Source organism: Zooshikella harenae (assembly GCF_018837975.1).
Lineage (GTDB): Bacteria > Pseudomonadota > Gammaproteobacteria > Pseudomonadales > Zooshikellaceae > Zooshikella > Zooshikella harenae.
Genome location: NZ_JAGSOY010000028.1, coordinates 16721 through 43602, shown reverse-complemented (window position 1 = coordinate 43602; position 26882 = coordinate 16721). Strand labels below are relative to the sequence as shown.

At 40.7% G+C, this 26882-nt stretch carries 20 protein-coding genes; 10 read left to right on the top strand and 10 right to left on the bottom strand.

Features of this window, described 5'->3' with window-relative positions:
* Positions 1-111: 111 nt before the first annotated feature.
* The 6 genes from KCG35_RS13020 to KCG35_RS12995 form a co-directional block, all read right to left on the bottom strand.
* Positions 112-3654 (bottom strand): mechanosensitive ion channel domain-containing protein, encoded by a 3543-nt coding sequence (locus KCG35_RS13020; protein ID WP_215820140.1) that lies wholly within the window; start codon positions 3652-3654, stop codon positions 112-114.
* A 407-nt stretch (positions 3655-4061) separates the two neighbouring features.
* Positions 4062-5072, bottom strand: a complete 1011-nt coding sequence (locus KCG35_RS13015; RefSeq protein ID WP_215820139.1) for a serine/threonine protein kinase — start codon at positions 5070-5072, stop codon at positions 4062-4064.
* Positions 5073-5122: 50 nt separating this feature from the next.
* Positions 5123-6205 carry a molybdenum ABC transporter ATP-binding protein gene (modC, locus tag KCG35_RS13010; protein WP_215820138.1) on the bottom strand — a complete coding sequence of 361 codons (1083 nt, stop codon included), beginning with the start codon at positions 6203-6205 and terminating at the stop codon, positions 5123-5125.
* Between the two features lie 29 nt (positions 6206-6234).
* On the bottom strand, positions 6235-6927 hold the full coding sequence (gene modB / locus KCG35_RS13005; RefSeq protein WP_215820137.1) for a molybdate ABC transporter permease subunit: 693 nt from the start codon (positions 6925-6927) through the stop codon (positions 6235-6237).
* Between the two features lie 119 nt (positions 6928-7046).
* Positions 7047-7898 (bottom strand): molybdate ABC transporter substrate-binding protein, encoded by an 852-nt coding sequence (gene modA, locus KCG35_RS13000; protein WP_215820136.1) that lies wholly within the window; start codon positions 7896-7898, stop codon positions 7047-7049.
* A 115-nt stretch (positions 7899-8013) separates the two neighbouring features.
* Positions 8014-8721: a ComF family protein gene (locus tag KCG35_RS12995; protein ID WP_215820135.1), complete on the bottom strand. Its 708-nt coding sequence runs from the start codon at positions 8719-8721 to the stop codon at positions 8014-8016.
* Positions 8722-8861: 140 nt separating this feature from the next.
* On the opposite strand from KCG35_RS12995, the gene bioB reads away from it, so the two are divergent.
* The 8 genes from bioB (at position 8862) to KCG35_RS12955 (ending at position 16889) form a co-directional block, all read left to right on the top strand.
* A complete protein-coding gene (gene bioB / locus KCG35_RS12990) occupies positions 8862-9923 on the top strand; it encodes a biotin synthase BioB (RefSeq protein WP_215820134.1) in 1062 nt (353 codons plus the stop codon).
* Positions 9920-11104, top strand: a complete 1185-nt coding sequence (gene bioF / locus KCG35_RS12985; protein WP_309227379.1) for an 8-amino-7-oxononanoate synthase — start codon at positions 9920-9922, stop codon at positions 11102-11104. The genes bioB and bioF overlap by 4 nt, the downstream gene beginning before the upstream one ends.
* The gene (locus tag KCG35_RS12980; RefSeq protein WP_215820133.1) at positions 11101-11853 is read left to right on the top strand and encodes an alpha/beta fold hydrolase; all 753 of its coding nucleotides are present in this window, start codon (positions 11101-11103) and stop codon (positions 11851-11853) included. Before bioF ends, KCG35_RS12980 begins: the two co-directional genes overlap by 4 nt.
* 21 nt (positions 11854-11874) lie before the next feature.
* A complete protein-coding gene (gene bioC, locus KCG35_RS12975; RefSeq protein WP_215820132.1) occupies positions 11875-12663 on the top strand; it encodes a malonyl-ACP O-methyltransferase BioC in 789 nt (262 codons plus the stop codon).
* A gap of 18 nt (positions 12664-12681) precedes the next feature.
* Positions 12682-13404, top strand: coding sequence for a dethiobiotin synthase (bioD, locus tag KCG35_RS12970; protein WP_215820131.1), 723 nt, complete (start codon positions 12682-12684; stop codon positions 13402-13404).
* 184 nt (positions 13405-13588) lie between these two features.
* On the top strand, positions 13589-13825 hold the full coding sequence (locus tag KCG35_RS12965) for a flagellar basal body rod C-terminal domain-containing protein (protein WP_215820130.1): 237 nt from the start codon (positions 13589-13591) through the stop codon (positions 13823-13825).
* Between the two features lie 37 nt (positions 13826-13862).
* Positions 13863-14693: a putative metalloprotease CJM1_0395 family protein gene (locus tag KCG35_RS12960; RefSeq protein ID WP_215820129.1), complete on the top strand. Its 831-nt coding sequence runs from the start codon at positions 13863-13865 to the stop codon at positions 14691-14693.
* Positions 14694-15086: 393 nt separating this feature from the next.
* Positions 15087-16889, top strand: a complete 1803-nt coding sequence (locus KCG35_RS12955) for an acyl-CoA dehydrogenase C-terminal domain-containing protein (protein WP_215820128.1) — start codon at positions 15087-15089, stop codon at positions 16887-16889.
* A 134-nt stretch (positions 16890-17023) separates the two neighbouring features.
* On the opposite strand, the gene KCG35_RS12950 is transcribed toward KCG35_RS12955, so the two are convergent.
* Positions 17024-17266, bottom strand: coding sequence for a hypothetical protein (locus KCG35_RS12950; protein WP_215820127.1), 243 nt, complete (start codon positions 17264-17266; stop codon positions 17024-17026).
* Positions 17267-17479: 213 nt separating this feature from the next.
* Positions 17480-17926, bottom strand: coding sequence for an Hsp20/alpha crystallin family protein (locus KCG35_RS12945; protein WP_215820126.1), 447 nt, complete (start codon positions 17924-17926; stop codon positions 17480-17482).
* A 499-nt stretch (positions 17927-18425) separates the two neighbouring features.
* Here KCG35_RS12945 and KCG35_RS12940 point away from each other — a divergent pair, with 499 nt between their 5' ends.
* Entirely contained in the window at positions 18426-20210 is a 1785-nt protein-coding gene (locus tag KCG35_RS12940; RefSeq protein WP_215820125.1) for an acyl-CoA dehydrogenase C-terminal domain-containing protein, read from the top strand.
* Positions 20211-20313: 103 nt separating this feature from the next.
* On the opposite strand, the gene KCG35_RS12935 is transcribed toward KCG35_RS12940, so the two are convergent.
* Positions 20314-21876, bottom strand: a complete 1563-nt coding sequence (locus KCG35_RS12935) for a S8 family peptidase (RefSeq protein WP_215820124.1) — start codon at positions 21874-21876, stop codon at positions 20314-20316.
* A gap of 515 nt (positions 21877-22391) precedes the next feature.
* Positions 22392-23834, bottom strand: coding sequence for a S8 family peptidase (locus KCG35_RS12930; RefSeq protein ID WP_215820123.1), 1443 nt, complete (start codon positions 23832-23834; stop codon positions 22392-22394).
* Between the two features lie 1013 nt (positions 23835-24847).
* Here KCG35_RS12930 and KCG35_RS12925 point away from each other — a divergent pair.
* Positions 24848-26845 (top strand): neutral/alkaline ceramidase, encoded by a 1998-nt coding sequence (locus KCG35_RS12925; RefSeq protein WP_215820122.1) that lies wholly within the window; start codon positions 24848-24850, stop codon positions 26843-26845.
* The last annotated feature ends 37 nt before the right edge of the window (positions 26846-26882 follow it).

Here is a 26882-nt window from a genome sequence, read left to right as displayed (position 1 = left end):
AAAGAGTTGTACTTCAGTGTACCTGCTTTTTAACCACTTAGAACCCAGTAAAAGGTAGGGTTATCCCCAGGAAAAGTTCTCATCTCCTGGGGATATTGGTGGCTTTAAATGTTATGCCGTTTGACTTTCATCAGAGTCATCGTCTGAGGATTTTTGTTTAGGTTGAACAATGGGGGACTCACTGTTATCAGGTAAGCTGCGGATATGTAGATCTCGCTGAGGGAAAGCAATTTCGATATTATGTTCTTTAAACATTCGATCAATTGCTCTCAGTAGTTGATCAGAGGTAGGTAGTCGATCGCGAAGCTCCTGAACATGTACCCTTAGTTCATGATCAAGTGTGCTATCACCAAATGAGGTGAATAGCACTTGTGGTTCAGGGTCATGGAGAACTTTGGGATGTTCATGAGCCGCTTTAAGCAAGAGCTCTTTGGTTTTTTCCAAGTCTGAACCATAGGCAACACCAACGTTGATGATGATACGTGTAATGGGGCTACTTAAGCTCCAGTTGATCAGCCTATCAGTGACAAAAACTTTATTAGGGATAATGATTTCTTTATTGTCCCAGTCTGTGATCGTTGTAGCACGAATGCGAATACGGGAAACACTGCCATGTTGATCACCAATAGTAACGGTGTCACCAATACGTACTGGGCGTTCAAACAGAATAATTAAACCCGACACGAAGTTGGCAAAGATTTCTTGTAATCCAAAACCTAAGCCCACACTGAGTGCGGCCACTAACCACTGTAACTTACTCCATTCTAAGCCAAGTGTGCTGAGGGCCATGACGGTTCCCACACCTGTTATAAAGTAACGAACAATGGTAGTTACGGCATATGACGTACCTTGCCGTAGCTTCATTTTTGACAGCAAGGATATTTCCAACAAACCTGGAAGGTTTTGGCTGAGAATTAATGAAACCCCAAAGATAATAATGGATAACAGGGCATCACTCAGGTTAAGAGGGACGAGGGACTGCTTGCCATCGATTTCAGATTGGTACTCCCAAAGGGTGATTGTGTCCAGATACTCAAAAACGGGTAAGAGGTTAGACCAAATAGCATAGAAAGCGATTACAAGCAGAGCTAGCATTGTGGCATTAATTAATCGAATAGACTGGTTATTGATTGACTCCATATCAATCACAGGTTCTTCGAAAGTTTCTTGGGCTTGCTCAGGATCTCGACTGGCTGCGCGTTTTTCTAAGGCCCTTTGGAAAGCTAAACGTCGTGCAGCAACATGTAGATTTCGGACTATTAACGCATGAATTAATACCCAGACAGAAACCAGATAGAAGCTATTGATAAAGTGATGTTGTAATGTGAGCGCCGTATAGAAATAACCGAGTATTGTTAGCACTACAAATACCAGGGGAGTCAGGATTATGCTGTAAGCGATTAAATAGTGAATCACCTTTGACTTAAAAAGATATAACGGTGGTTGTAGCAAACGAAATAACCCTAAACTTAAAAATAGTGCTGCGATCATAAAGGGGATTTGCCCAATAATTTCACGGTCGAGCTCAACCAATAGCGCTGACGAAACACGAGTAATAAATGCTAAAGGAATTAACGCTAAGGCGATCAATCGAATATTTTTATTGATATGAGATGTTAACTCTTCAGACCATTTAAAATGTGTGAGACAGATGCCATTTGACTTGGTCATATAGTGCATCATTGCCAGGGCAAAGGTAGCTATTGCCAAAGAATAAAGTCCTTCGCTAAGCACATGTACAATGAGTTCTCGATTTTCCACTTGCTTCAGGAAAATACTAATAAACATGAGCAGTAATGGAATAGGTAAGGCATGAAAAGCAGAAATCGCAATGCCTTTGGGGCTTACCGTCAAGTCATCCCGCTGTACTTTACCGACCTTATCGGATAACCACAGTTGATAGTCTTTAAGTGGACGATATCGAAGAACAGTGAAAACCAACAATAACGTAAATAAAACAGCCAGTGGCCAACGTTCAATAAGGTTTACTCTAAAAGCCTCCCAGGGGTTACCCTGAATATCTCGAAACTCTATCTTTACTAGCTTCGGTATGGTTTTAAACCATTTAGCATCAATGGGCTTATTACTAGCAATCCAAAACAGCTGCTTTTCCAGAGAGGCTGCAAGTTCATCTCGGTTTTTCTTTAGCTCTTGTTGGTTGATTTGTAATGTAATCGCAATACTGAGTAATTTGTTTTGCTCTGAAATCAGGTTATCCAACAACTTTTCGCGTAACTGAATTAATTTTTCCAGCTCGGGTTTTAAGGTTTTAATAACCTTTAAGTCTGCTTTAAGCGCTTTTTGCTGTTTCTCTAAAGAAGTAATTTTCTGGCTGAGTTCTGAAGGTGGAGCAGGCTCAGTAGATTCTTTTTTTACAGACTCATCCTTTGTATTTTCAGTATTTTTAGGCTGTTCTTCAGTGGGTTTATCTGGCTGCTCTTCTTGGTTTTCTTGTTGTTTTTTTGCTTCCTGCTCTTGTTGCGCTTTTAGCTCTTTAAGAGTTTTATTTACTTCCGATAACTTCTTTTCTGCGTCTTCTACAGCTGAAGTATGAAGCTGCTCTATATATGCTTTACTGAGCTTTTTTTTCTCTTCAGTGTTTTGGAACTGATCAAAGCGTAAATTGGCAATGAGTTCAGGAAGATCATTGTGTAACTGGATTTTTGGTAGAGCTTGCTTTTGTTGGCGGAGAAACTTCCCCAGCACAGGAGAGTCTCTTAGGATAGCCGTTTGTTGGTCTATGGATTGGCCGATTTGCTTAATAAACTGTAATTGCTGAGCTATCGCTGAGTTTTTGCGGTTTAACTCTGTTAAGTTATCGGTCACTCGAAGCAATGACTTACTTAAGTGTATGTTAACTTTTGCTTGTTCTTTTAGAATAGGGTGCGTATTTTCTGACGACTTGGTAACTTCTGATGCAGAATCAAGCACTTTTTGAGTTTCTTCGCGGCGTTTGCTGATGACTAAGTCATCAAGCACTTTAATTTCTTTTTGTAAGATTTTTGCTTGTTTACCCAATAGCTCTGACTTGGCATTGAGAAGGCCTAAGTACTCAGTACTATGACGCTTTTTCAGGCGCAGTACTGAGTTTTCTCTGCGAAGGTGCTCTATTTGCGAGAAAATAAAATACTCTGTTTCTTCTGCAAACTTTGGTGGTTTTTCACTGCTTTGTAGTTTGCGGAGTTCATCATTTAATGATTCAGTTTTCTTTTGGTTGGCGGCCATTTCTGCTTGGGCCGTCTCTGGTAATTTTTGAGTAATCGTAATTAGGTCACTGTTTCTATCCAGCTGGCTTCGTACATCAGATAGATCAGCTTGCTTGTCACTGAGCATGTCTTCTAAACGGTCAAGGTCATGCTTGGCAAAGTTGTTTCGCAGATCAGCTTTTTTAGGAATAGAGAGCTTGCGAACATCCTGCTCTAAAGATCTAATTTGTCGAGGAATATCTGCATACTCCTGGCGCAGAGTATGTAAGCGTTGTTTTTCCTGCTCAATTTGCTCAAGCTTTTGTAATGTGTCTTTTAGAACGTCTCGGAGCTCATCTTGCTCTTCTGTGCTTAGTTTTTTTTGATCAATTGAGTCTATAGATTTCTTAATGAGATCTTTAGATGGTAGCTTAATATCAGATGCTGCAGCTTCTGCTAAAGAGTTCAAAACACAGAGGCTGAGTAGCAAAAAAAGCCAAACTCTACATGACACAAAAGTACATCGCTTAAGGTGGACGCTCATAACTAATAAGGCTCTTTTTGTGTTTACGAAATCGGTCAAAATAAAAGAGTAGTATTGTAAACAAGTTATTGGTGAACAATAGGCGACTAATACATTTTTGTTATTTTGATCGCACCTTATTTACGTCTTAATAGTCCTATTTCATATTTAGTGGGACGTTTATGCAGCTATTTAGTTGATTTAATATCACTATAACTCATTAAATCAATGATTTTGTCTGTACTGGTTATTGCTACGCTTAACCTAAGTGACTACTGATAGTAGGTAGGTATAACCTTCACTATGAAGTAATCTAAAACAACGAGTCTTATGTTGTTAATCTTATCTATTGTTTAGCTATAAAGTACTAGAGGTGGTTCTTGTAAAGCCGCTAATTGCTCACGTAGCTCTAAAATATGCTCAGACCAGTAGCGAGCTGTATTAAACCATGGAAATGCCTTGGGAAAAGCCGGATCAGTCCAGCGGCGGGCAAGCCATGCACTATAATGCATGATTCGTAGGGTTCTTAATGGCTCTATCATTCTAAGTTCAGCTAGGTTAAAACTGGAAAACTCTTCATAGCCAGATAGAATCTCATCGATCTGTTTTATTTGTTGGTGGCGATCACCTGAAAGTAACATCCATAAGTCTTGTATGCATGGACCTGCTCGACAATCATCAAAATCAACAAAGTGGGGTAAGTCATCGCGCCAAAGAATATTCCCTGGGTGACAGTCGCCGTGAATGCGTTGTATCTCAATGCCTTGTTTTGGCCATTGCTTTTCAAGTGTCTCAAGTAAATCTCGTCCCAAGGTTTCGTAAGCTATTTTCAGTTCATACGGCAGAAGGTCAGAGTTTAAAAGATATTGGTAACTTGCCTGCCCAAAACTCGCTATATCGATGTTGGGGCGGTGCGCAAAGGGTTTAATACGTCCAACCTGATGAATGCGGCCTAACATTCGACCCAGAATCACTAAATTGTCCATATTATCCAGTTCAGGAGCATGTCCTCCTTGTCGGGGAAATACAGCAAAGGAAAAGTGATTAAAAGTGTGGAGGCTTTGTCCCTGAGTATTTTGCCATGGGCAGACGACAGGTATTTCCAGTTCTTTAAGCTCAAACAAAAACTGATGTTCTTCTATTATTTGAGCAGTTGACCAGCGCTCTGGACGATAGAACTTCACAATAACCGGCGTTTGTTCATCAATGCCAACTTGATACACACGGTTTTCATAACTATTTAGGGGGAAGATTCGACCATCACATAAGAAGCCTAGTGATTCAACCGCATCAAGCACGCAGTCGGGGGTAAGGGTATTATAAGGGTGGCTGCTGGTAGCGATGTCCTGAGTTTCATTATGCATAAGCTACCCCCTAAAATTTCACTGTTACCAATACTATCAAAGTTTGCAGACTAAACTGTTTGGTTCAGTAGAGCAATGCTTTTGACTTGTAAGTAAACAGGCATCCCACAGGTTAGCTGCAGCTGGTCTTTAGACTTCTGTGTAATGCGAGAAAGTATGTGTTGTTCTCCACAAGCAACTTGAACAAGCACGCTATGACCCGTCAGTGGGGCGAGTTCAGTAATAGTGCCATGTAAAATATTAAGTATGCTGCTACCTTCAGGGCGAGTCAGACTTAAGCTTACATCACGAGCAGGTACCTGTAGTCGAACAGGGCAGCCACAGTTAAAAGGTAGCCGCTCAACCAGCAGTGATTGGGAGCCAATATCCAACTGGGTTAATCCATAATGGTCATCATGATTGACGACTGTACCAACCAGTAGTGCACCAGCATCCGCAGGGGAAGATAAAAATTGGTGTGCTTGTTGGCTTAATGAAAGCAGGTCGCCAGCAAGTTGGATCTGACCAGATGACATTACAATAAGCTCACGGGCAATACGATACAGCTCGTTGATTTCATGACTGACGTAAAGCCAGGGGATGGGCCAACGTTGACTTAGTTGATAAAGCCAAGCGGTAATTTGTTGTTTACTTTGTTGGTCTACAGCAGAAAGTGGCTCATCCATTAATAACACTGACTCAGTACTTAATAGTGCACGACCAAGCGCCACTTTTTGTCTTTGACCTCCTGATAGTTGATGAGGGGAAAGACTTAGCAGGGGGGATAGGCCCAGTTCATGAATCACTTCATCAATATCTGGAGAACCCGTGCTGACGTTTGATCGCCAATGCTGACTAAAGGTCAGATTTGCCAAACAGTCTAAATGGGGAAATAAGCGGGGTTGTTGGAAGACATAACCTAAACCTCGCAGGTGATTTTTGGTTAATACTAGCTGTTGATCATGCCAGTAACAGTTGTTACAGATCACTGAGCCATTCAGTGCCGGTTCGAGCCCTGCAATACAGTTTAGTAAAGTTGATTTGCCGCTACCTGAGGGACCGAAAATACCTGTGATACCACCTGACTGAAAGCTGTAGGACAGATCCAGTGTGAAATTTTGCTGGTGTTCTAGCTTAATATCTAACTGCAGCATGATGTGTTATTTACATAAAAAATGATTGGTTAACTAACTGAACTAAACTTTTTTTGGCGTTTTTTACCTTGCAACCCATAAACAAGCCAAAGTACCGTCAGAGAGAAAAGCACTAAAACAGCCGCTAGCGAGTGTGCCTGGATATAGTTAAGTGACTCAACATGATCAAAAAGTGCAATTGAAATTACCTGCGTTTTGCCTGGTATATTCCCCCCCAGCATGAGTACAACACCAAACTCGCCAATGGTATGGGCAAAACATAAAGTCGCGGCAATGATAAAACTTCGCTTGGTGAGTGGAAAAATAACACGGGTAAATACATTCCAAGGTGAAGCACCTAGTGTGGTCGCTGCTTGAATTAAACCATGATCGACTTGATGAAAACCACTTTGTAAGGGTTGAACTGCAAAAGGTAGAGAATAAAAAATTGAGCCAATGACCAAGCCACTAAAATTAAAAGCGAGTGTTGAACCTGTGAGTTGTAACCATGCGCTTCCAACAGGACTGTTCGGTGAAAAAAGTAGTAGTAAATAAAACCCTAATACAGTGGGAGGTAAAATTAGTGGCATTGCGACAAGCGCTTCTACAAAGGATCTGACTTTACTTTGAGTATGACTTAGCCACCAGGCAATCGGTGGTGCGAGCAGCATTAACAGTAATGTAGTAATACATGCTAGCTTGAGAGTAATGGTGATAGCGGCGATATCAGTAGCACTAAACATAAATAAATAGATCAGTTTTATAGAGCATTATGAGTAAAAAGCTATGTCGTATAAGTTCATTAATGATGGTTTCCTGACTTAAGCGACTGGGGCTATTGGTATTTGAGGCTTAGCTTTATTTATTTGGGTAAATCATAACCTGCTTGTTTGATAATTGTTTGGGCCTTTTTACTGCGTATGAAATTAAAAAACTGTTGGGTAGCTTCTGTTTCCTGGCTGCGTTTAAGTATGATTGCTTGCTGTTCTATGGGCTGATACCAAGCTTGTGGTATTTCCCATGTTTGTCCTTGCTTAATAAAAGGAAGTTGGGCTTTGGCAACAAAGCCAGCTGCTGCATTGCCTGTTTGAATAAATTGCAGGGTTTGTGCAATGTTGTGCCCCATCACTAGCCTTGGGTACGGCCATAAACTGAGCTTTTGTAAAACTTGTTGAGCGGCTAAACCGTAAGGTGCTGTTTTAGGGTTGGCAATACTCAGTTGTGTGGTTTTTTGTAGAAGCAGTTTTACTGTCTTTGAATGAATTGAACCACCGTATTCTCTTGCCCATAAAACAAGTTGACCATGAGCATAGGTGATACGCGAGTTAGGTAGAGAAAGACCTGCGTGCTCTAATAGCTTAGGGCGAAGGCTATCGGCTGAAAAAAATGCATCATAGGGTGCTCCTTGACGGATTTGGGTAAATAAGACACCCGTCGCAGCACTACTGAGTACAACTTTTTGGTTTTTATTTTGTTGCTGATATTGTTCACTGAGGCGGTTAAGCGTTGGCTTAAAATTACTGGCAACAGCAATGGTAATCACTTTTTGAGAGGGAAGTGATGCAAGTGACAACGCTGGGTAACTTATGAAAAGCAGAAAAAACAATAATGTTAAAGTTGAAAAACGTAAATCAATAAGTCCCTGAGAAAAATAACACAGCTGTTGCTCAGTTATTTTTAAACTTGAGAGATGTGCATTTTTCCAGCAGCACATAGCAGCATCCTTTTTTATAGAATCTAGATCAGTATGAGTGTGTTAATACTGCTGTGAGAAAAGGTCAAGTATCAAGCAGAATGCATTGAGTTCAGGCTCACGTGCAGCGAGCTTATCAGTTGGCAGGTGTTCTTGCTAGGCTCCAAACATCAATCCGAGTAACGTCGGCTGAGCTTAAGGTTTCAACTAAAGCGTTAATGGTGGCTCCAGTCGTAATGACATCGTCAACTATCGCGATATGTGGTGAGACTGTGTTAGTTCTTGTAAATGCGTGCTGTAAATTTTTACACCGTTGGTTGGCATTAAGACCTTCTTGAGGCTTAGTCTCAACGACACGCTGACAACTTTGGGTATTAATAGGGATACTAAGCTGTTTACTTAACTGCTTGCTAATGAGAGCTGCTTGATTAAATCCTCGGCTAGCCAGACGCTTAGGATGCATTGGAACAGGAATAATTTGCTCAGGAAGAGCGTCATCCAGATACTGTTGTTGGATTTTTTCCGCAAGCAACTGACTAAGTGTTTCGCCAATACCCAATTGCTGATGATATTTAAACTGAAGGATAAGTTTATCCACAGGAAACTGATAACTAAAACCACAGACTGTTCGGTTTATGGTCGTTGGCTTTGCTATGCAGTGCCCGCAGCGATAAGTATTTGCTGAGTAAACGGGTAAACCACAGGTTTGGCAGGCGACTTTGAAGCTTGGCAGGTTTTTCTGACAAGGACTACATATACGACATTCAAATGAAGTCGTTACACCACATAATAAACAGGGAATCGGTATTAGGTGGTTAATAATTGATCTAATGTAAACCTTCATGCGCTTATTTGGTTGACAGGGGGTGATACCAATTTACCATTCACTGGAAAAGTAATGGACCACAATGAGCAGCAATGAGTACTGATTCACTCATTGTCATGACCTGAGCCATCCACCTTTAAAGCCGTGAAGACCTGATTATGACTGTGACTGAAAGAAAAGATATTCGCCATGACTGGGCTTATGACGAGGTAAGAGCGCTTTTCGAGCAACCTTTCAATGACTTGCTCTTTACTGCGCAAACGTTTCACCGTAAATATTTCAACCCAAACCAGGTTCAAACCAGTACGCTGCTTTCTATTAAAACAGGGGCTTGTCCAGAAGACTGTAAATATTGTCCACAAAGCGGACACTATAATACGGGGCTGGAAAAGCAGAAGCTTATGGAAGTTGAGGCAGTGTTAGCTAAGGCTAAAGATGCCAAAGCTACAGGAGCGACTCGCTTTTGTATGGGAGCAGCATGGAAACATCCTAGTAAAAAAGACATGCCATATGTTCTAGAAATGGTTAAAGGTGTAAAAGCACTTGGGTTAGAAACCTGTATGACCCTTGGCATGCTTGATAACGAGCAAGCTAGCTCGTTAGCTGAAGCGGGCTTGGATTATTACAACCATAACCTGGATACCTCACCTGAGTTTTATGGAAAGATCATTACCACTCGAACCTATCAGGATCGGCTCAATACCTTAGCTAGCGTACGAGATGCTGGGATAAAAGTATGCTCTGGCGGCATTATTGGTATGGGTGAAGGGCAACAGGATCGTTTAGGGCTATTAATTCAGCTGGCAAACATGCCCCAGCAGCCTGAAAGTGTGCCAATTAATATGCTCGTCAAAGTGGATGGCACCCCTCTGGATGATGTCGATGATGTCGATCCTATTGAGTTTATTAGGATAATTGCGCTGGCGCGCATTATGATGCCCAGGTCTTACGTACGCCTTTCTGCTGGGCGGGAAAATATGAGCAAAGAGATGCAAGCGTTAGCTTTTTTTGCAGGCGCTAACTCTATTTTTTATGGGGAGTGTTTGCTGACAACGCCTAATCCAGAAAAAAACAAGGACTTACAGCTTTTTAAATCTCTCGGAATAACGCCGGAGCAACATATTGGTCAGTCTGATGCTGATCAGGCACAGCAACTCCAGCAAGCGATTGAGCAGCAACAGGACCAAGCGCTGTTTTACGATGCGACTGTAACTTCATGAGCATGAGGTTAGATGAAGTATTACAGCAACGTCTCGCAGAGCGTGAGCGTCAGCATTTATTACGCCAACGTCAACAAATCGCTGGACCACAGCAACCTACAGTGATTAACCAAAATCAGGTAATGGTTAATTTTTGTAGTAATGATTATCTTGGTTTGGCAAACCACCCTGCCGTTATTAGTGCATTTCAACAAGCCGCAAAAAGCCATGGTGTGGGTAGTGGCGCATCACACTTGGTGTGTGGTCATCATAAGCTTCATGATCAATTAGAAGAAGCGCTTGCTGAGTTTACTGGATATGAAAGGGTATTACTGTTTTCGTCTGGGTATATGGCTAATCTTGGCGTGATTAATGCTTTATCAACAAAAGGCGATTATATTTTGCAGGATAAGCTGAATCATGCATCGTTGATTGATGGTGGGCTAATAAGTCAGGCCCGTTTTCAGCGTTACGCTCATGCAGACGTCATACAGTTGGCAAAATGTTTACAAAGCTGTTCTCCTCAGCAGCAAAGGCTGGTGGTAACAGATGGCGTATTTAGCATGGATGGTGATATAGCCCCATTACCTGCATTGGTGAACCTGGTAGAAAGTCATAATGCCTGGTTGATGGTTGATGATGCTCATGGTTTTGGTGTCTTAGGTGAGCATGGTAAAGGAATTATTCAGCACTTTGGCTTGAGTCCAGAACAAGTGCCCATATTAGTAGGAACACTTGGTAAAGCCTTTGGAACTTATGGTGCTTTTGTTGCAGGTTCTAAAACGTTGATTGAAGCATTGGTTCAATTTGCACGAACCTATATTTATACCACTGCTTTACCTCCAGCGTTAGCGGCAGCGTCATTAACCAGTTTGAAACTGTTACAAGAAGAAAGTTGGCGGCGAACACATTTACAGCAGTTGATCACCTTTTTCCGCCATGAAGTAAGCCAGCAGGGGTGGCAGTTGTTGCCGTCATGTACTCCCATACAGCTTGTATTGGTGGGTGATGCTGATCAATCTGTACAGGTAAGTCATGAGTTGCAGAAGCGTGGATTTTGGGTAACAGCGATTCGTCCACCTACTGTACCTAAAGGTACGGCCAGGCTACGAATAACCTTTTCTGCACAACATACAATGGATCAGGTTGAACAGCTTGTTGATGCTTTAGCAAACATAAAAGGCTTGCAGGAACCTTTATGAGTATAGTGAATACTTCTCCTATTGTGCTACTGGGGGGTTGGGGGATGCCTCAACGTGTGTTAAACCCATTAGCTGAAGTCTTAACCCTCTTAGGCTATTCCGTTAACTGCTATAGCTTGTCAGGCTTGGATAATGATTTTAATGACTCTTGGGATTGGCAAACATTACAAAGTTATCTCGCATTACTACTGCCTGACCAGCCTTGTACATTGATAGGTTGGTCTTTCGGAGGTGCTCTGGCGAGTGGTTTGGCAGCCAAATATCCACAGCGAGTTTCACAGCTGATAACGTTGGCGAGTAACCCATGCTTTGTGGCAAGAGCTGATTGGCCGGGAATGGATCCTGAGGTTTTTGGGATGTTTTTAGAGGGGATTGAAGAAGACTTTTCCGCAACTTTTCAACGGTTCCTGCGTCTTAATTGTCTGGGTAGCGATCAACTCCGCGCATTGCTACGTGGCTTATCCGCTCAAGCGAAAGGTAGACCAGACAAACATGAGGTTTATATACGTTCTTTACGACTTTTGGGTGACTCTGATGCCAGAAGTTTTCTGCAACAAGTATCCTGTTCAGCGCTGCACATCTTTGCTAAGCGTGATTCGTTGGTGCCATGCCGAGTAAGCAGCCATGTACAGGATAGGTTTCCTCATCACCAGGTTGAAACATTAGATGGCTGTCACCTTATATTTTGGGATAAACCTGAGTATGTTGCATCCCTGATTCATACCTTTCTAAATTCCCAGCAATCCTAACCTTAGCTTAGTGGTATTTGAGTGATTCTTGTTGATAAAGAAAAAGTAGCTCGTTCATTCAGTCGTGCGGCTCAACAGTATGATAGCGTTGCTAAGTTGCAACGGCTGGTTGGGAATCGATTAATGTCGTTTCTCCCCACACATATGGAGCCAAGAGTAATGCTCGATTTGGGGTGTGGCACGGGCTATTTTACAACAAAGCTTGCCCGTGCTTATGAGACGAGCCAAGTGTTGGCGTGTGATATTGCTATGGGGATGTTGAAGTTTGCACGTCAACGTTATCAAAAGTTAGGTGCAACCTGGATAAGTGGTGATGCTGAGCAGCTTCCTATCCGTAGTCAGTCATTAGACTTGGTTTTTTCCAGTTTGGCGATTCAGTGGTGTAGTAGTCCTGCTGTAGTATTTAAAGAGATAAGCAGGGTGCTAAGGCCTGGAGGCTATTTTGTATTCACCACCTTGGGGGCGGGCACCCTGAGTGAATTAAGAGAAGCTTGGTCACAAGTTGATAGTTATAATCACGTCAATCATTACCCTGGTGTTCTCGCCCATGAAAAAGCCATTCGCCAGAGTGGATTAGAACAACTATTACTTGAACGCCAACCATGTACTATGCATTATCAAGAGTTATCTCAGCTAACGCGAGAGTTAAAAAGCCTGGGGGCGAATACAGTTCTAGAAGCCCCTTCAAGTGGTTTGACGACATTCAGACGTTTAAGGCGTTTGCGGCAAGCCTACGAGCGGTATCGTGATGAAGAAGAAAATTTACCTGCGACTTACCAGGTTATATATGGTGTTCTTAAGAAAAAGTAGTAGAAGTACTGGGGTGTTATGTCAGCTTTTTTTATTACGGGTACAGACACTGAAGTAGGTAAAACATTCATTAGCTGCGCTTTACTTGAACGCGCTCGTGTTGATGGCCTTGCCACTGCAGCGATCAAACCTATTGCTGCAGGCTGCCAGTTGACGGCAGAAGGTTGGCAAAATGAAGATGCAATTTTATTAAAGCAGTGTATGACTGAACCTCGTCGTTACCCTGAGGTAAACCCCATTGCGCTTCAGTCACCAATTGCACCCCATATCGCAGCATTAGAAGAAGAAAACCCCCTAACCGCAAATGATATTGCCAGCTTGTGCCAACGTCTCATAACCCCTTCCGTTGATCTTACGCTTGTTGAAGGTGCTGGGGGGTGGCGTGTTCCATTGAATGACCAGGAAACACTGGCCGATGTGGTTAAGCTTTTGAATATTCCAGTCATACTTGTTGTCGGGATGAAACTTGGCTGCTTGAATCATGCATTGCTGACAGCAGAAGTCATTAGGTCAGATGGCTTGAGACTGGCTGGCTGGGTTGCAAATACCATTGACCCTGAGATGTCTCGCTTTCAAGAAAATGTAGATACCTTAAAAGTGTTACTCAATACACCTTGTCTGGGTGTTGTTCCTTATTTGGATGAATTCACATCAATGGAGTCATCCCATCCTACAGCAGAGATATCTGCTCCCCCATCAGCGCTTGCTGCTCGATACTTATCATTGAATGGGATTGTTTAAGCCCGTTTCAAGGTGACAAAAAAGCGAGAGTCGATTAATCCAATTAGTAATGACTGATCGCTTTTTATGTAGAATCAGTTTTTTGAATGTGAAGTGCGTCATGTTTTAATAGGGTTGTAGCTATATCCAAATGATAGAGTGGTTTATGAGTCGGTATTTCGTGAACTTATAAAAGGGTAGTACGATGGAGGTTAATAATTCACTACTTCATACTGGCCTATCAGGGATGAATCGAGGAAGGTCGACAGTGGCTGAAGCTGCACAGGATATTGCTTCAGGAACGGCTGTTAGTGAAGGTAGTGGTGACCTAGCAACATCCATTGTTGAGCTTAAAGAAGGTCAGCATTTGTTCGAAGCTTCAGCAAAAGTGGTTAATGTAGCGGATGAGATGCTAGGAACGCTGCTTGATATAACGGCCTGAGCTTTAACTCATTACTGACTTGTCAGGGAGTTTAAGCATGCAGGTAAACAATAGCTTTTCGATAAACAACATAACTCCACCTGTCATTGCACCCGTGAAGACAGCAGAGAGTATCGAAAAGGAAAGAGTACAAACTTCTGTTTTCTTACCTGTAGAAGAACTTAATTCTACTGCTCCCCGAACTGCGACTCAAAATCAACCCAATGTGGCTGAACAGCAGTCATTGGATCGAGATCAAGCCCTTCAGGCTAGAAACTTTCAAATAAATCAAGATGAACAGCAAGGTCAGCCTAACTCCCAGGATACACCTCAGCAAGATCCGCAAGAACAGCAAGAAATCCAACAGTTAGCCCAGCGTGACCAAGAAGTAAAAGCTCATGAACAAGCGCATCAGGCTGTAGGAGGCCAGTTTGCGGGCGCAGCACAATTTCAGTTTATTAGAGGACCTAATGGAGTACCTTATGCTGTTTCTGGTGAAGTGTCGATTGATATTTCCCCCGTGCCAGGCAGCCCTGAAGCAACTATTGCGAAAGCTCAGCAAATTCGCCGAGCAGCTTTGGCCCCTGCCGAACCTTCAGCACAGGATAGAGTTGTAGCCGCCAAAGCCTCACAGCTGGAACTTCAGGCGAGACAAGAGCTTGCTTCAGTGCAGGAAGAACAGTTTGAGATAAACCAAGGGCAGAGAAGCACTTTAGTAAAAGAAGAAAATAAGGAAAAGGAACAAGACAAAAAAGAAGAGAATGATGATGACGCAAGTAGGGCTCAGCTTGCGGAAAGAAATCGGCGAAATTTATCAGTCTATGAGCAGTTTATTGAGCTTGGTTTAATTAAGAGTCAAGTGGATAAGGGAATCGATTTATCTACCTGATCAAGGTTAACTATTTATGTTTAAGTCTCATCTTTTTTTATAAAGCGCATGTTATCCCCTATCTAATTCTCATCTGAAAAAAGCTTAGCCATTTTATATAAGTTATTTCTAAAGTTTTTTGGCGCTATGACATTTCATTCGAACGACAGTTTGAAAATGTAGCTAAACTGTTTATGAGTGTACTAGGAAATATGAGCTGCCTAAACTTGACAACTGAAATCAGCCAACGTATGTTTCAAACAACTGTTTTATTAATTTGAATGCACGATTTTCAACCAGTCAAAACCGCCTGAGCATATAGTTTGTTGCAATAATCAGGACAGACAAAGCAGCACATCAATTTGTAAAAAACAAATAAAAACAAGAAGTAAACCAGAGTGAGGGGTTAGCACTATGCCAGAATTTAAAGCACCTTTGCGCGATATTCGTTTCGTTAGAGATGAAGTGTTGAATTATCCAGAGCATTACGCAACGATGCCAGGTTGTGAAGATGCAACACCAGATATGGTCAATGCTATTTTGGAGGAAGGGGCAAAGTTTTGTGAACAAGTGCTAGCCCCCTTGAATCTTACTGGAGATGAAGAAGGCTGTAAGTGGTCTACGAAGGGCGTAACCACTCCTTCAGGCTTCAAAGAAGCCTATAAGCAATATGTAGAAGGTGGTTGGCCTTCGTTAGCTCATGAGCCAGAGTATGGTGGTCAAGGTTTACCTGAGTCCCTTGGCCTGGTCCTGAGTGAAATGGTCGGTGAGGCTAATTGGTCATGGGGCATGTATCCTGGCTTAAGTCATGGTGCGATGAACACGCTTTCTGCGCATGGAACAGAAGAGCAAAAGCAAGTTTATATGACCAAACTAATATCAGGTGAGTGGACAGGGACAATGTGTCTAACAGAGCCCCATTGTGGCTCAGACCTTGGCTTGCTTCGTTGTAAAGCGGATCCTAATTCAGACGGATCCTATCGTATTTCTGGTACCAAAATATTTATTTCAGCAGGTGAGCATGATTTAGCCGATAATATTGTTCATATCGTTCTTGCGCGTTTGCCTGATGCACCTGCTGGTACCAAAGGTATTTCATTATTTATTGTGCCTAAGTGGTTACCTAATGGGCAAGGGGAGCCTGGAGAACGTAATGCTGTGCAATGTGGTTCAATTGAGCACAAAATGGGTATCCATGGAAACTCAACATGTGTTATGAATTTTGATGAAGCCACTGGATATTTGATTGGACCTGCGAATAAAGGCTTAAACTGTATGTTTACCTTTATGAATACAGCCCGTTTAGGTACAGGTCTACAAGGTTTGGCGCATACCGAAGTCGCTTTTCAGGGAGCTTTAGCTTATGCCAAAGATCGTTTACAAATGCGTTCTTTATCTGGTCCTAAAGCACCTGATAAACCTGCTGATCCCATCATAGTTCACCCAGACATTCGTCGTATGATTATGACGATTAAATCGTTTGCGGAAGGTAATCGAGCACTTGCTTATTATGCCGCGAAACTAGTTGATGTTGCTAAACTTTCACCCGATGCAGAAGCACGAAATGAAGCTGAGCAACTGTTGTCCTTTATTACTCCTATCGCGAAAGCGTTTATGACAGAAGTTGGTTTTGAAGCGGCTAACTTAGGTCTTCAAGTTTATGGTGGTCATGGATATATCCGTGAATGGGGCATGGAACAAAATGTTCGTGATTGTCGAATTGCCTTGTTATATGAAGGAACAACAGGGATTCAAGCTCTCGATCTGCTTGGACGTAAAGTGCTTATGACACAAGGTGAAGCACTGAAGTGTTTTACTAAAGTGGTCCATAAATTCTGTCAGGCAAATGTAGATGTAGAAGATTTGCAGGAATTTATTGAGCCTTTGGCTGAACTCAATAAAGAGTGGGGCGATATCACTCTGAAAGTAGGTATGGCTGCGATGCAAAACCGGGATGAAGTAGGTGCAGCAGCAGTTGATTACTTAATGTATTCAGGTTATGCCTGTTTAGCTTATTTCTGGGCAGATATGGCAAGAGTGGCTTTGGAAAAGTTAAACGCAGGAACCACAGAAGAAAGTTATTACACCGCCAAAGTTAAAACAGCACGTTTTTACTTTAAACGGATTTTGCCTCGTACTCAAACACACAAAGCCGCCATATTATCTGGTGCTGATAACTTAATGGAAATAGCTGAAGATGAGTTTGGTGTAGAGTAACATTTTGATGTGTATGCTTTTGGTTAAAATCGTATAGATATACCCAAAGCGAAGTGTATTATAAATTTTGGTTTGGTAATTTTCATACAGCTCCTTTATCTTGCCCGCTTTAAGCGGGCTTTTTTTAGGACCCTTTATTCTGTTTCATCTAAAATCATAAAACCTAAGAATGTTGCACTTAGAGCAATGATGATGATTATAGGCAATAGCGGACAGTTAATAATAAAGACAGAGGCAATGACCCAAATAACTGAAACGAGCTGCTTTTTGATAACTTGGCTTTTATAGAGATGATGACAAACAAAGTCATGTTGCTCAGTTTGACTTTCAAGTAGAGAATTAAAGCTGTGAATAACAATAATAAACCATAAATACATGAGATTTAATTTTTGGGCTATTTTTTCTGTAAATTAACAGTTAAAAATAATTCATAAATCTTGATTTTACAAAGAATGACGGGGAATAATGGTTAACGAAACTAATCGTTAAGCTGATAACGATAAAGCAAGAGGTAGGTTCTTAATGGAGATTTTGAAGACGTGTTGACATCGGGAACCCTTGGTTTAACAAGCTCCCGATACTGTCAGGCATTAGCTAATATCGATTTCAACTGAACGAGAAGTGGGTTTTTCCATTTTGGGTAAATGTAAGTTGAGCATGCCATCAGCAAACTCAGCACGTATAGCGCTCGTGTCAGTATCTTCTGGAAGGTGAAAGCTACGAGCAAAGCTGCCATAAAAACGTTCTACACGGTGGTGTTTACGGTTTTTGTCCTCTGATTCGTATTTTCTCTCACCTTGAATCGTTAAGACCCCTTCTTCAACAGTGACTTTGACGTCTTCTTTTCTGATTTCAGGTAGCTCTGCTTTAATAAGGTACTCTTCAGCAGTTTCACTTATGTCTACAGCGGGTGACCAGTCGTTTACTTTCATTGCTTCTCGACCGCTAGGACTTTGAGTTGATTTACCTGACAGACGTTGATATCGATCTAGAAGGGTTTCAAGTTCACTGAAAGGATTCCAAGGAACCATACTCATGTTTTATTCCTCCATGAAATAACTTAACGGTATGTTTTTTGTTGAGTATTAACTCTTTTTAGTAAACGATACTGTATTAGAAAATTGTTAAAAGTATATTGATCAATATCATTCAATATTTTACGGATATTGAAGAGGTACGAAGATAGCTTATCAGAAAGAATTATTAATAATACTTATTAGTCATATTGTGACAGATACAATAAAAATGTTTATAAGGTATGATAACTGTAAAGTAAGATATAAGTATTTTAAAGGATGATTGATGGTGCTGGATAAAAATTGATAGTGTTGGATATAAAGAAGGAGTGGGGTAAATGATAAAAACTATAGGGCATCTCTAAAACGGTGCTAATTCCAACACTGGTTATTATTTGATGCTAAGCATCAATAAAGCACTACATAAAATGTATAGTGATTCATACCCTTGTGAATCATTGAAACCACACCTTGTGGGTATATAAATAAATTCAATTTTAAAATTTGCTGAGGTGCCATCATGGCTGAATATAATGCACCCTTAAATGATATTCGTTTTTTACTAAATGATGTATTTAAATGTCAGGAGAAGTGGCAGTCTTGGCCTGCGTTAAAAGAACAGGTTGATAGTGATATTGCTGAAGCCATTTTGGAAGAAGGTAATAAGATAGCAGGTGGATTACTGGCACCACTTAACCAGTCTGGGGATAACCAAGGTGTAGCTTGGCAAGATGGTAAGGTTGAAACACCAAAAGGTTTTAAAGATGCGTATCAAACCATTGCGGAAGGAGGGTGGTTAGGCATTACTGGTAATCCCGAGTTTGGCGGGATGGGAATGCCAAAGATGTTGTCCATTCACTTTGAGGAAATGCTCTATGGCGCAAATAATTCGCTCGCTTTATATTTAGTTTTAACCGTAGGCGCCTGTCTAGCAATAGACTCACATGCAGACAATAACCTAAAACAACAATTTTTACCCAAGATGTATTCTGGTGAGTGGGCAGGCTCTATGTGCTTAACTGAAGCACATGCTGGTTCTGACTTAGGTATTATTCGAACTAAAGCAGAGCCTAATACAGATGGAACGTACTCGATAACAGGAACCAAAATATTTATTACAGGTGGCGAGCATGACCTCACTGAAAATATCATCCATTTAGTTTTAGCCAAACTACCTGATGCACCTGGAGGTTCGAGAGGCATATCAATGTTTATTGTTCCCAAAATTTGGGTCAATGATGATGGTTCTTTAGGTGAGTTTAACCAGGTTAACTGTGGTTCTGTTGAACATAAAATGGGGATTAAGGCTTCTGCTACTTGTGTACTTAACTTTGATGGCTCTCGGGGATTTTTGGTGGGAGAGGCAAACAAAGGCTTAATGTACATGTTCACCATGATGAACTATGAGCGATTATCTATAGGTATTCAGGGTATAGGTTGTGCGGAAGCATCCTACCAAATTGCTGCAAATTATGCTAAAGATCGATTACAAGGGCGGTCCTCTGAAGGCGTAAAATATGCTGATAAATATGCTGACCCCTTATTAGTTCATCCCGATGTACGACGAATGTTACTTAATATGAAAGCTTTAACTGAAGGTGCGCGGATATTTTCGACTTATGTTGCCTTACAGTTGGACACTGCAAAATATAGCCAAGATAAAGCTGAGCAGAAAAAAGCGAAAGACTTTGTTGCATTAATGACGCCTGTGGCTAAAGCATTTTTTACAGATATGGGATTAGATGCCTGTGTCTTGGGTCAGCAAGTGCTTGGTGGTCATGGTTATATCTCTGAGTGGGGGCAAGAGCAGCTTGTTAGAGATGTACGAATTGCACAAATATATGAAGGTACAAATGGAATACAAGCACTTGATCTCGTTGGGCGGAAAGTCGTTGCTAATGGTGGCCAGTATGTTGATGAGTTTATGGCTGAAATTCGAAATTTCATTGAACAACAACAGACTGACGTTACACATGAGTTCTTGCAACCATTACAGAATGCAATTGTTACACTAGAAAAAGTAACGGCTTGGGTGATTGATAAGGCGAAAAATAACCCAAATGAGATTGGTGCTGCTTCCGTTGAATATTTACACCTGTTTGGCTATGTAGCCTTTGCGTATATGTGGCTAAAAGTGGTGGCTGTTATAGCTCAGAAGCCTGACATGGATAACGCTTTTTATGATGCTAAGTTGAAGACGGCACGTTATTATTTTAATCGTCTACTGCCACGTATTTATGGGCTTGAACAATGTATTATGGCTGGGAGTGAAGATTTATTTTCACTTGAAGAAGAACAGTTTTAAACTCTACCCTTTGCGATGGGTATATAACAAACTTTCTAATTGATGATAGCGGCAAGTGTCTTGTACCTTCGCTATCATCAAAGTCATATACTTTTCTTATCTATCAATTTGGCCAACACGACCAGTCTAGCCATGAGCAGCTATCATCTGTTTCAGGTATGGAGGGCGTTGTTGAATCCTCATCCATAATAGACTTGGTTTTTTTGACGGCAGCGCCAGCATCTATTATTCCTGCCCCACAGTCATACTTTTTACAAAGTGGCGCATTAGCTGAGAATGGTTTTGCTGTTTCTTTCAAAATTTGCTTGGTATCTGCTGGGGTTAATTTGGGATTAACTGAGTACATTAATGCAGCCAAACCTGCGACATGGGGGGCAGCCATACTGGTACCCTGATAGAAGGCATAACCACCTTCAATCGTAGATAAAATGCCATTATACATTTGTTGTTGTACATGGCCATTAATAACTATACGTGTTTCTCCTCCTGGGGCCGCAACATCAACTGACTGTCCATAGTTTGAATAATATGACATATCACCTTTTCGGTTTGTCGCGGCAATGGAAATAACACCTTTACAGTTTGCTGGAGTGTATTGACTTGCATCGTCTGCACTATTTCCTGCAGCAACAATAATAGATGTGCCTTGAGAGATAGCATCATTAATGGCGTTTTGATAAGTTCTGCTGCAAGCATGTTTGCCACCTAAGCTCATATTAATGACATGAGCTGGGTGTCGGTTGTTAGGTACATCTAACACATTTAAACCTGCAGCCCAGCGGATACCATCAGCAATATCAGAAGTGTAACCTCCACATTTACCTAACACTCTTACAGGTAAAATACTGGATTTCCATGCTATGCCAACAATACCTTGTTGATTGTTTCCTGAGGCTGCGATGATGCCCGCAACATGAGTACCATGCCATGAGCTTGGTTGGTCTTTTGCTGGAACGGGATTGCCTTGGCTATCACGCCCACACTCACCTGCATTGATCGCATCACCTGTATCCAGTGGACTATCATCTCGGCCATCACCATCATTAGCGGTCCATGCATCTGAAATAAAGTCATAGCCAGGTAAAATTCGCTTAGTATCAATATCAGGGTGTTTAACAAGTCCTGTGTCTATAATGGCGACGGTGGTTTTTGTGTTGCCTTTGGTTATGTCCCAGGCTTCAGGAAGGTTAATCCCTCCTTGAGTGTCATAGTAATTCCATTGTTCGCTATAACGTGCATCATTAGGTGTTTCTTGTTTAGTCAGTATGTAGTCTGGTTCTGCATATTCAATGCGACTATCGTTACTAATTTGGTTGGCAAGTGATTCAACCGTATTGATATCAAGTGTTTCCCCCAGGCTATAGACTTGAGCACCACTTGATGTATGTCGTAAAGGTTTTGCCTGAAACCCACTTAGCATTAATAGTGCAGATTCTACTTGAGCATTACTAATAGTTGCTTTTGATGTACTGTTTTTATTTTTGGTGTTTTTAAATTTTATGATAATACGGTTTGTTGATGCAGCTATAGAGGTAGCAATCATCGATTGGTTGGCTTTTTTAGTTTGTGAAACCAACTTAGTATTAGCCATGGTTGAACTTACAGTACTTGATAGTACGACAACCGAAAGAATTCCAAGCTGTGGAAAAATATTTTTTTTTATCATGTCATCGGCACTCCATGCTGATTAATTGGCTGAATTTCCTTGGTATATTTGTAAGTATTCTAACCATTGATGAACAGCCAGGTGTATTTTTTCCCACACGAACTAGCAGTATTTTCCTTACTCTTATTCAAATAAATGATTTTGGACTAGTTGGTGTGAGCGTCCATTTTTATTATTAATACGTGCTTTGTTTGATTGGCTGTTACTGCACAGTACGTAGAATCGCTATTTTCATTATGTTTCGTTAACGATACTTTTACTGAAAAAGGTACGCATAATACAATGTGTTGCATTATGTATTAAATGTTTGTCAGAAATACATATATGTCAAACTTTAACGATGTATGAGTAATGCTATTTTATTGTTATACCCTGCAGGAGGGGGGAGACTCTTAGTGAGATATGACACTATGAGTTGTAGGTATAAAAACTATTCTATTTATGGTGCTGATTTATCTGAAGCATGGAAACATTGTTAATGTTGGAGGCTTATGATAAAGCCTCCAATTTATACATTAATAATATTTTGCTTTCTTTACAGCTTCACCTGCATCAATAATACCTGTACCACAAGTGTCTTCTGTGCAAAGGTTATTGCAGCCACGTGTATAGCACCCTGGAAATTCACGTGTTGTTGATTTTAGAATTCGCTCAACAGTACTGGGCGATAAATCAGGATTAGCAGCGTATAACAATGCAGCAGTACCTGCTACGTGAGGCGCAGCCATGCTGGTGCCTTGATAATAATCATAGCTGTCTTCACCTGGCTCAGAGTCACCAGAGTTTAGTGTCGATAATATGCCGCCAGTTTTTGAGATCCATGAGGTTTCACCACCTGGTGCAGCAACATCAACGACAGAACCGTAATTAGAGTAATTGGCACGGAATCCTTTTTTGTTGGTGGCTGCTACAGTAATAACACCATTACAGCTTGCAGGAGTGTAGTCTTCAGCATTGTCATCACTGTTACCTGCAGCAACAACAATAGAGGTTCCTCTGGCACGTATAGCACTTATTGCGCTCTGATATGTCCGGCTACAGCTAGAATAACCGCCAAGACTTAAATTAATAACCTGTGCTGGATGTGTGTTACGAGGGACGTCATCAACATCAATACCTGCTGCCCACATCATGCCATCTGTAATATCGGAGGTATAGCCTCCACACTTACCTAACACCCGAACCGGAAGTACTTTTGCACTCCAGGCAACACCAGAAACGCCTAATGAGTTATTGCCAACAGCGGCTATTGTTCCCGCAACGTGAGTTCCATGCCATGAGCTGCTTTGATCATAAGATGGGTACGGATTACCGTTACCATCAGTTCCGCATTCTCCTGCTTTAATGGCATCGCCAGTATCATATGCATTGCTGTCACGGCCATTATCATCGTTTGCAGCCCATGCATCAGAAATAAAATCATAGCCTTGTAGTAGATTTTCTTTTAAGTCTCCATGTGGACGAACACCTGTATCGATAACTGCTACAACAACTGACTCACCAGAAGGCATTTTACCCGTTGTCATATCCCATGCTGTTTCAGCATTTATACCGCCTTTAGTGTCAAAATAAGCCCACTGTTGATTGTACATGGGATCATCTGGAGTATTTAATGCCGTCATTATGTAGTCTGGTTCTGCATATTCAACATCACTTGTCGTATGAGAGAGTTGCTCCGCAAACTCGTTTACTTTGGATACATCAATAAGTTCTCCTAAGTTATAAACTTGTGCACCAGAAACAGTTTTATGAAGTGGTTTAAAGCCCATTCTTAGCATTTGTGCATGAGCACTACTAGTATTATTACTGCTGACAGAGGAAGATGGGTTCTTTTTAAATTTGATGATTATACGGTCAGTTTTTTGAGTAATTGAAGAGTTAGTTGCAGCATAAGTGTTAGTCAGGCTTAAAGCTATGGTAGCTGCAGAAAAAAGACTTAACAGTCTCGACGATGGCATGGATACACTCCCTGTTTAAGGATTCTTAATAAAAATAATTGTTATTAAAGTTGTAGTGTGGGTTGTTTTAGTGACTGAATAAGAGGTGATAAACATGCAATTTGCACATCCTGCTTCACCTGAAAATGCTTATTTGTTACTGCTGTAAGTTGCTGATATAAATAAAAAACTCATGTCAGTATTTTTATAATGTCAGTACTTTAGTATACACCAGATACATCCTCTATGTCCTACATAGTGAGTACAAAATGTGTATATCTTTACTACAAGTCCACTACTGGCTTTTTGTTTACTTTTTTATCCCACACTAAAAATATATTATATTTTTGCTTTGCATGGCAATACAAAATTATTAAATGCATAAGTCTTGCCATATAAGCTTAGTGAAAAATCTTTAAAAAACAAGAGGATATTTTTTTGTGAGATAACGCCTATTAAAAAAAGAGCAATTTGTTGGTGCATGGTGCGCTAATTTGCAGCATTTAGGTTGAGTATTAATTTAGATAGAACTTTATTGAGAATAAAGAAGTACACTAATTGATTAGCATAGACTTTATCTTCAAGTTAATTGTAACAAAGTAAAAAAATGTAATTAACGAGAATACAAGTTTGTTTTTTGACTTTTATGCTTGAAAATGACTTTTTATACTTATGGTGTCAGTCTGTAAAACTAGGGGGTTTTGCTTTGTATAGTGAACTATGTAAAACCTAAAATGATGAGGTCTAGTTGTTTTGTGCAGGAAATGGAATTTTGTTACAAATAGTTTATGTTTTTTATTACTTGCTTCATTGTCTATATTTGATCGTTAGGTGTAACAAAACTATTGTCGCAATCATTATATATCGATACAACTTGATACGTGTCAGTAAATAATTTTGTGATGACTGAAAAGAAGTATGTTAACAAATGAGGTGTAGTTTATAAGAATGGTCATATGTATACCCTATGCGTGGGGAATATATAGCGCCACTGATAAAATAATAACAAGTATGCCAAGGATAGACAAAGTAAAATGAAAATAAAAATTATAAATATTGGGTTATTGATTTTTCTTTATATGTTTTCTGTATCACTTTACGCAAGATTTGATATAGGTGTAGGTAAGGCTGATATTACTGGGCCAGCGGCTGAAGTATTATTTATGGGATATGCTGACTTAAATCAAGTAGCAGAAGGAATTAAAAGTCGACTATGGGCTCGCGTATTCATTATAAAAAATCAAGTTACGAAAGATAGGGTGGTTTATGTTGTTATCGATACTGGAATGGCTTTTCAGGCCGTTAAACAAGCAGTGATTGCTCGTTTAAATAAAGTATTACCAGGCTATTATAATCACCGTAATGTTGTTATTAGTGCTACTCATACTCATTCTGGTCCAGGAGGTTTTTCACATTACGCATTGTATAACATTACGACAAAAGGGTTTATTAAACAAAATTTTGACGTAATTGTTAAGGGTATTGTCAATGCTATTTTTCAAGCACATCAAAACCTTCAGCCTGGTGAAATATTCATAAATCAGGGGCATTTGGAAGGCGCTAACCGTAATCGTTCTTTGCAGGCTTACTTACAGAATAAAGATGCAGGGAACTACTCTGCAGAAGATACAAGAATGGTTGTGCTGAGTTTTAAACAAAAAGGACAGCTGGTTGGTGTATTGAGTTGGTTTCCAACACATGGTGTCTCTATGCCAAAAGAAAATAAGCTTATAAATTCTGATAATAAAGGATATGCGGCCTATTTATTTGAAAAGTATGCCAAAGACGTATGGGGCATAAATATTGTTTCGGCTTTTGCACAATCAAATGCGGGCGATATGACGCCAAATATTAACTTAGATGGCACAGGGCCTGGAAGCTCGGCAGAGGAAAGTACAAAACTCATTGGTGAGTTACAATTTAATAAAGCGCGTGATCTTGTATTACAATCAGGTCAAAAAATTAATGGTAACCTACAATATCGTCACTTATATGTTGATATGAGTCAGCAGAGTGTACGAAGAGAGTTTACCACAGGAAAAATGGAGAAGACCTGCACTGCCGCATTAGGCTATGCATTTGCTGCTGGTACCGAGGATGGCCGTGGATTGGATTTTTTTCATGAAGGTCAATTACAAGAAAATCCTTTTTGGCAGGTGATAACTGGGCTATTAACTCAGCCAACAGAGCAGCAAAAGACCTGTCATACACCTAAACCTATTTTGTTAGCACAAGGTAATGCGAAGCCATTTCCATGGAGTCCTGAAGTACTTCCCGTGAGCTTAATTCAATTAGGACAGTTTGTTGTGGTGGCTTTACCAGGGGAATTTACAGTGATGGCCGGTCGGCGGATTTTGCAAACATTAACAAAGTATTATCCTGACGCCAGGGTAGCTGTGATGGCAGGGTATAGTAATGCGTACTCAGGTTATATCACAACCTTTGAAGAATATAACGCACAACATTATGAAGGAGGATCGACTCATTTTGGTCCTTGGACATTGGCGGCTTATCGACAGGCTGTGAGTGAATTAGCACAAAGTTTACATGATATAAATAAATTACAGGATGTTTATAAACAGGAGCCTATACCTCGTGATTTAAGCAAGCACCAGATTAGTTTTGATCTACCTGTTATCTACGATCAAGCACCATTAAATAAACAAATAGGTATGGTTGAGCGTGATGCGTTAAATGACTATAAGACAGGTGATGAAGTTGTTGTCACATTTTGGTCTGGACATTTACGTAATGATCTAAGAATAGGCAAAAGCTATCTGTATGTTGAACAATTTTATCAAGGTCAGTGGAAGACAGTTGCCACAGATAATGATTGGAGCACAAGCTTGCAATGGCGCCGAGTTGATCCTATTTGGGGATCATCTAATGTCATCATTCACTGGCAAATATCTGATGATACAGCAGATGGGCTTTACCGTATTCGGCATGTAGGTGCTTTGCGACAGCCTATTACTGGCAAAATAAAACCCTACAGCGGCATCAGTAAAACATTTTATGTTGGATTAAAATGAATTGACTTCTAGGTTTGCCAGATGAAAAAAACTGCCG

Excerpts from the sequence above, each read along its gene's own strand:
- KCG35_RS13015 (WP_215820139.1), bottom strand. The coding sequence starts at position 5,072 with ATGCATAATGAAACTCAGGACATCGCTACCAGCAGCCACCCTTATAAT.
- modC (WP_215820138.1), bottom strand. The coding sequence starts at position 6,205 with ATGCTGCAGTTAGATATTAAGCTAGAACACCAGCAAAATTTCACACTG.
- modB (WP_215820137.1), bottom strand. The coding sequence starts at position 6,927 with ATGTTTAGTGCTACTGATATCGCCGCTATCACCATTACTCTCAAGCTA.
- modA (WP_215820136.1), bottom strand. The coding sequence starts at position 7,898 with ATGTGCTGCTGGAAAAATGCACATCTCTCAAGTTTAAAAATAACTGAG.
- KCG35_RS12995 (WP_215820135.1), bottom strand. The coding sequence starts at position 8,721 with ATGAAGGTTTACATTAGATCAATTATTAACCACCTAATACCGATTCCC.
- bioB (WP_215820134.1), top strand. The coding sequence starts at position 8,862 with ATGACTGTGACTGAAAGAAAAGATATTCGCCATGACTGGGCTTATGAC.
- bioF (WP_309227379.1), top strand. The coding sequence starts at position 9,920 with ATGAGCATGAGGTTAGATGAAGTATTACAGCAACGTCTCGCAGAGCGT.
- KCG35_RS12980 (WP_215820133.1), top strand. The coding sequence starts at position 11,101 with ATGAGTATAGTGAATACTTCTCCTATTGTGCTACTGGGGGGTTGGGGG.
- bioD (WP_215820131.1), top strand. The coding sequence starts at position 12,682 with ATGTCAGCTTTTTTTATTACGGGTACAGACACTGAAGTAGGTAAAACA.
- KCG35_RS12965 (WP_215820130.1), top strand. The coding sequence starts at position 13,589 with ATGGAGGTTAATAATTCACTACTTCATACTGGCCTATCAGGGATGAAT.
- KCG35_RS12960 (WP_215820129.1), top strand. The coding sequence starts at position 13,863 with ATGCAGGTAAACAATAGCTTTTCGATAAACAACATAACTCCACCTGTC.
- KCG35_RS12955 (WP_215820128.1), top strand. The coding sequence starts at position 15,087 with ATGCCAGAATTTAAAGCACCTTTGCGCGATATTCGTTTCGTTAGAGAT.
- KCG35_RS12950 (WP_215820127.1), bottom strand. The coding sequence starts at position 17,266 with ATGTATTTATGGTTTATTATTGTTATTCACAGCTTTAATTCTCTACTT.
- KCG35_RS12945 (WP_215820126.1), bottom strand. The coding sequence starts at position 17,926 with ATGAGTATGGTTCCTTGGAATCCTTTCAGTGAACTTGAAACCCTTCTA.
- KCG35_RS12940 (WP_215820125.1), top strand. The coding sequence starts at position 18,426 with ATGGCTGAATATAATGCACCCTTAAATGATATTCGTTTTTTACTAAAT.
- KCG35_RS12935 (WP_215820124.1), bottom strand. The coding sequence starts at position 21,876 with ATGATAAAAAAAAATATTTTTCCACAGCTTGGAATTCTTTCGGTTGTC.
- KCG35_RS12930 (WP_215820123.1), bottom strand. The coding sequence starts at position 23,834 with ATGCCATCGTCGAGACTGTTAAGTCTTTTTTCTGCAGCTACCATAGCT.
- KCG35_RS12925 (WP_215820122.1), top strand. The coding sequence starts at position 24,848 with ATGAAAATAAAAATTATAAATATTGGGTTATTGATTTTTCTTTATATG.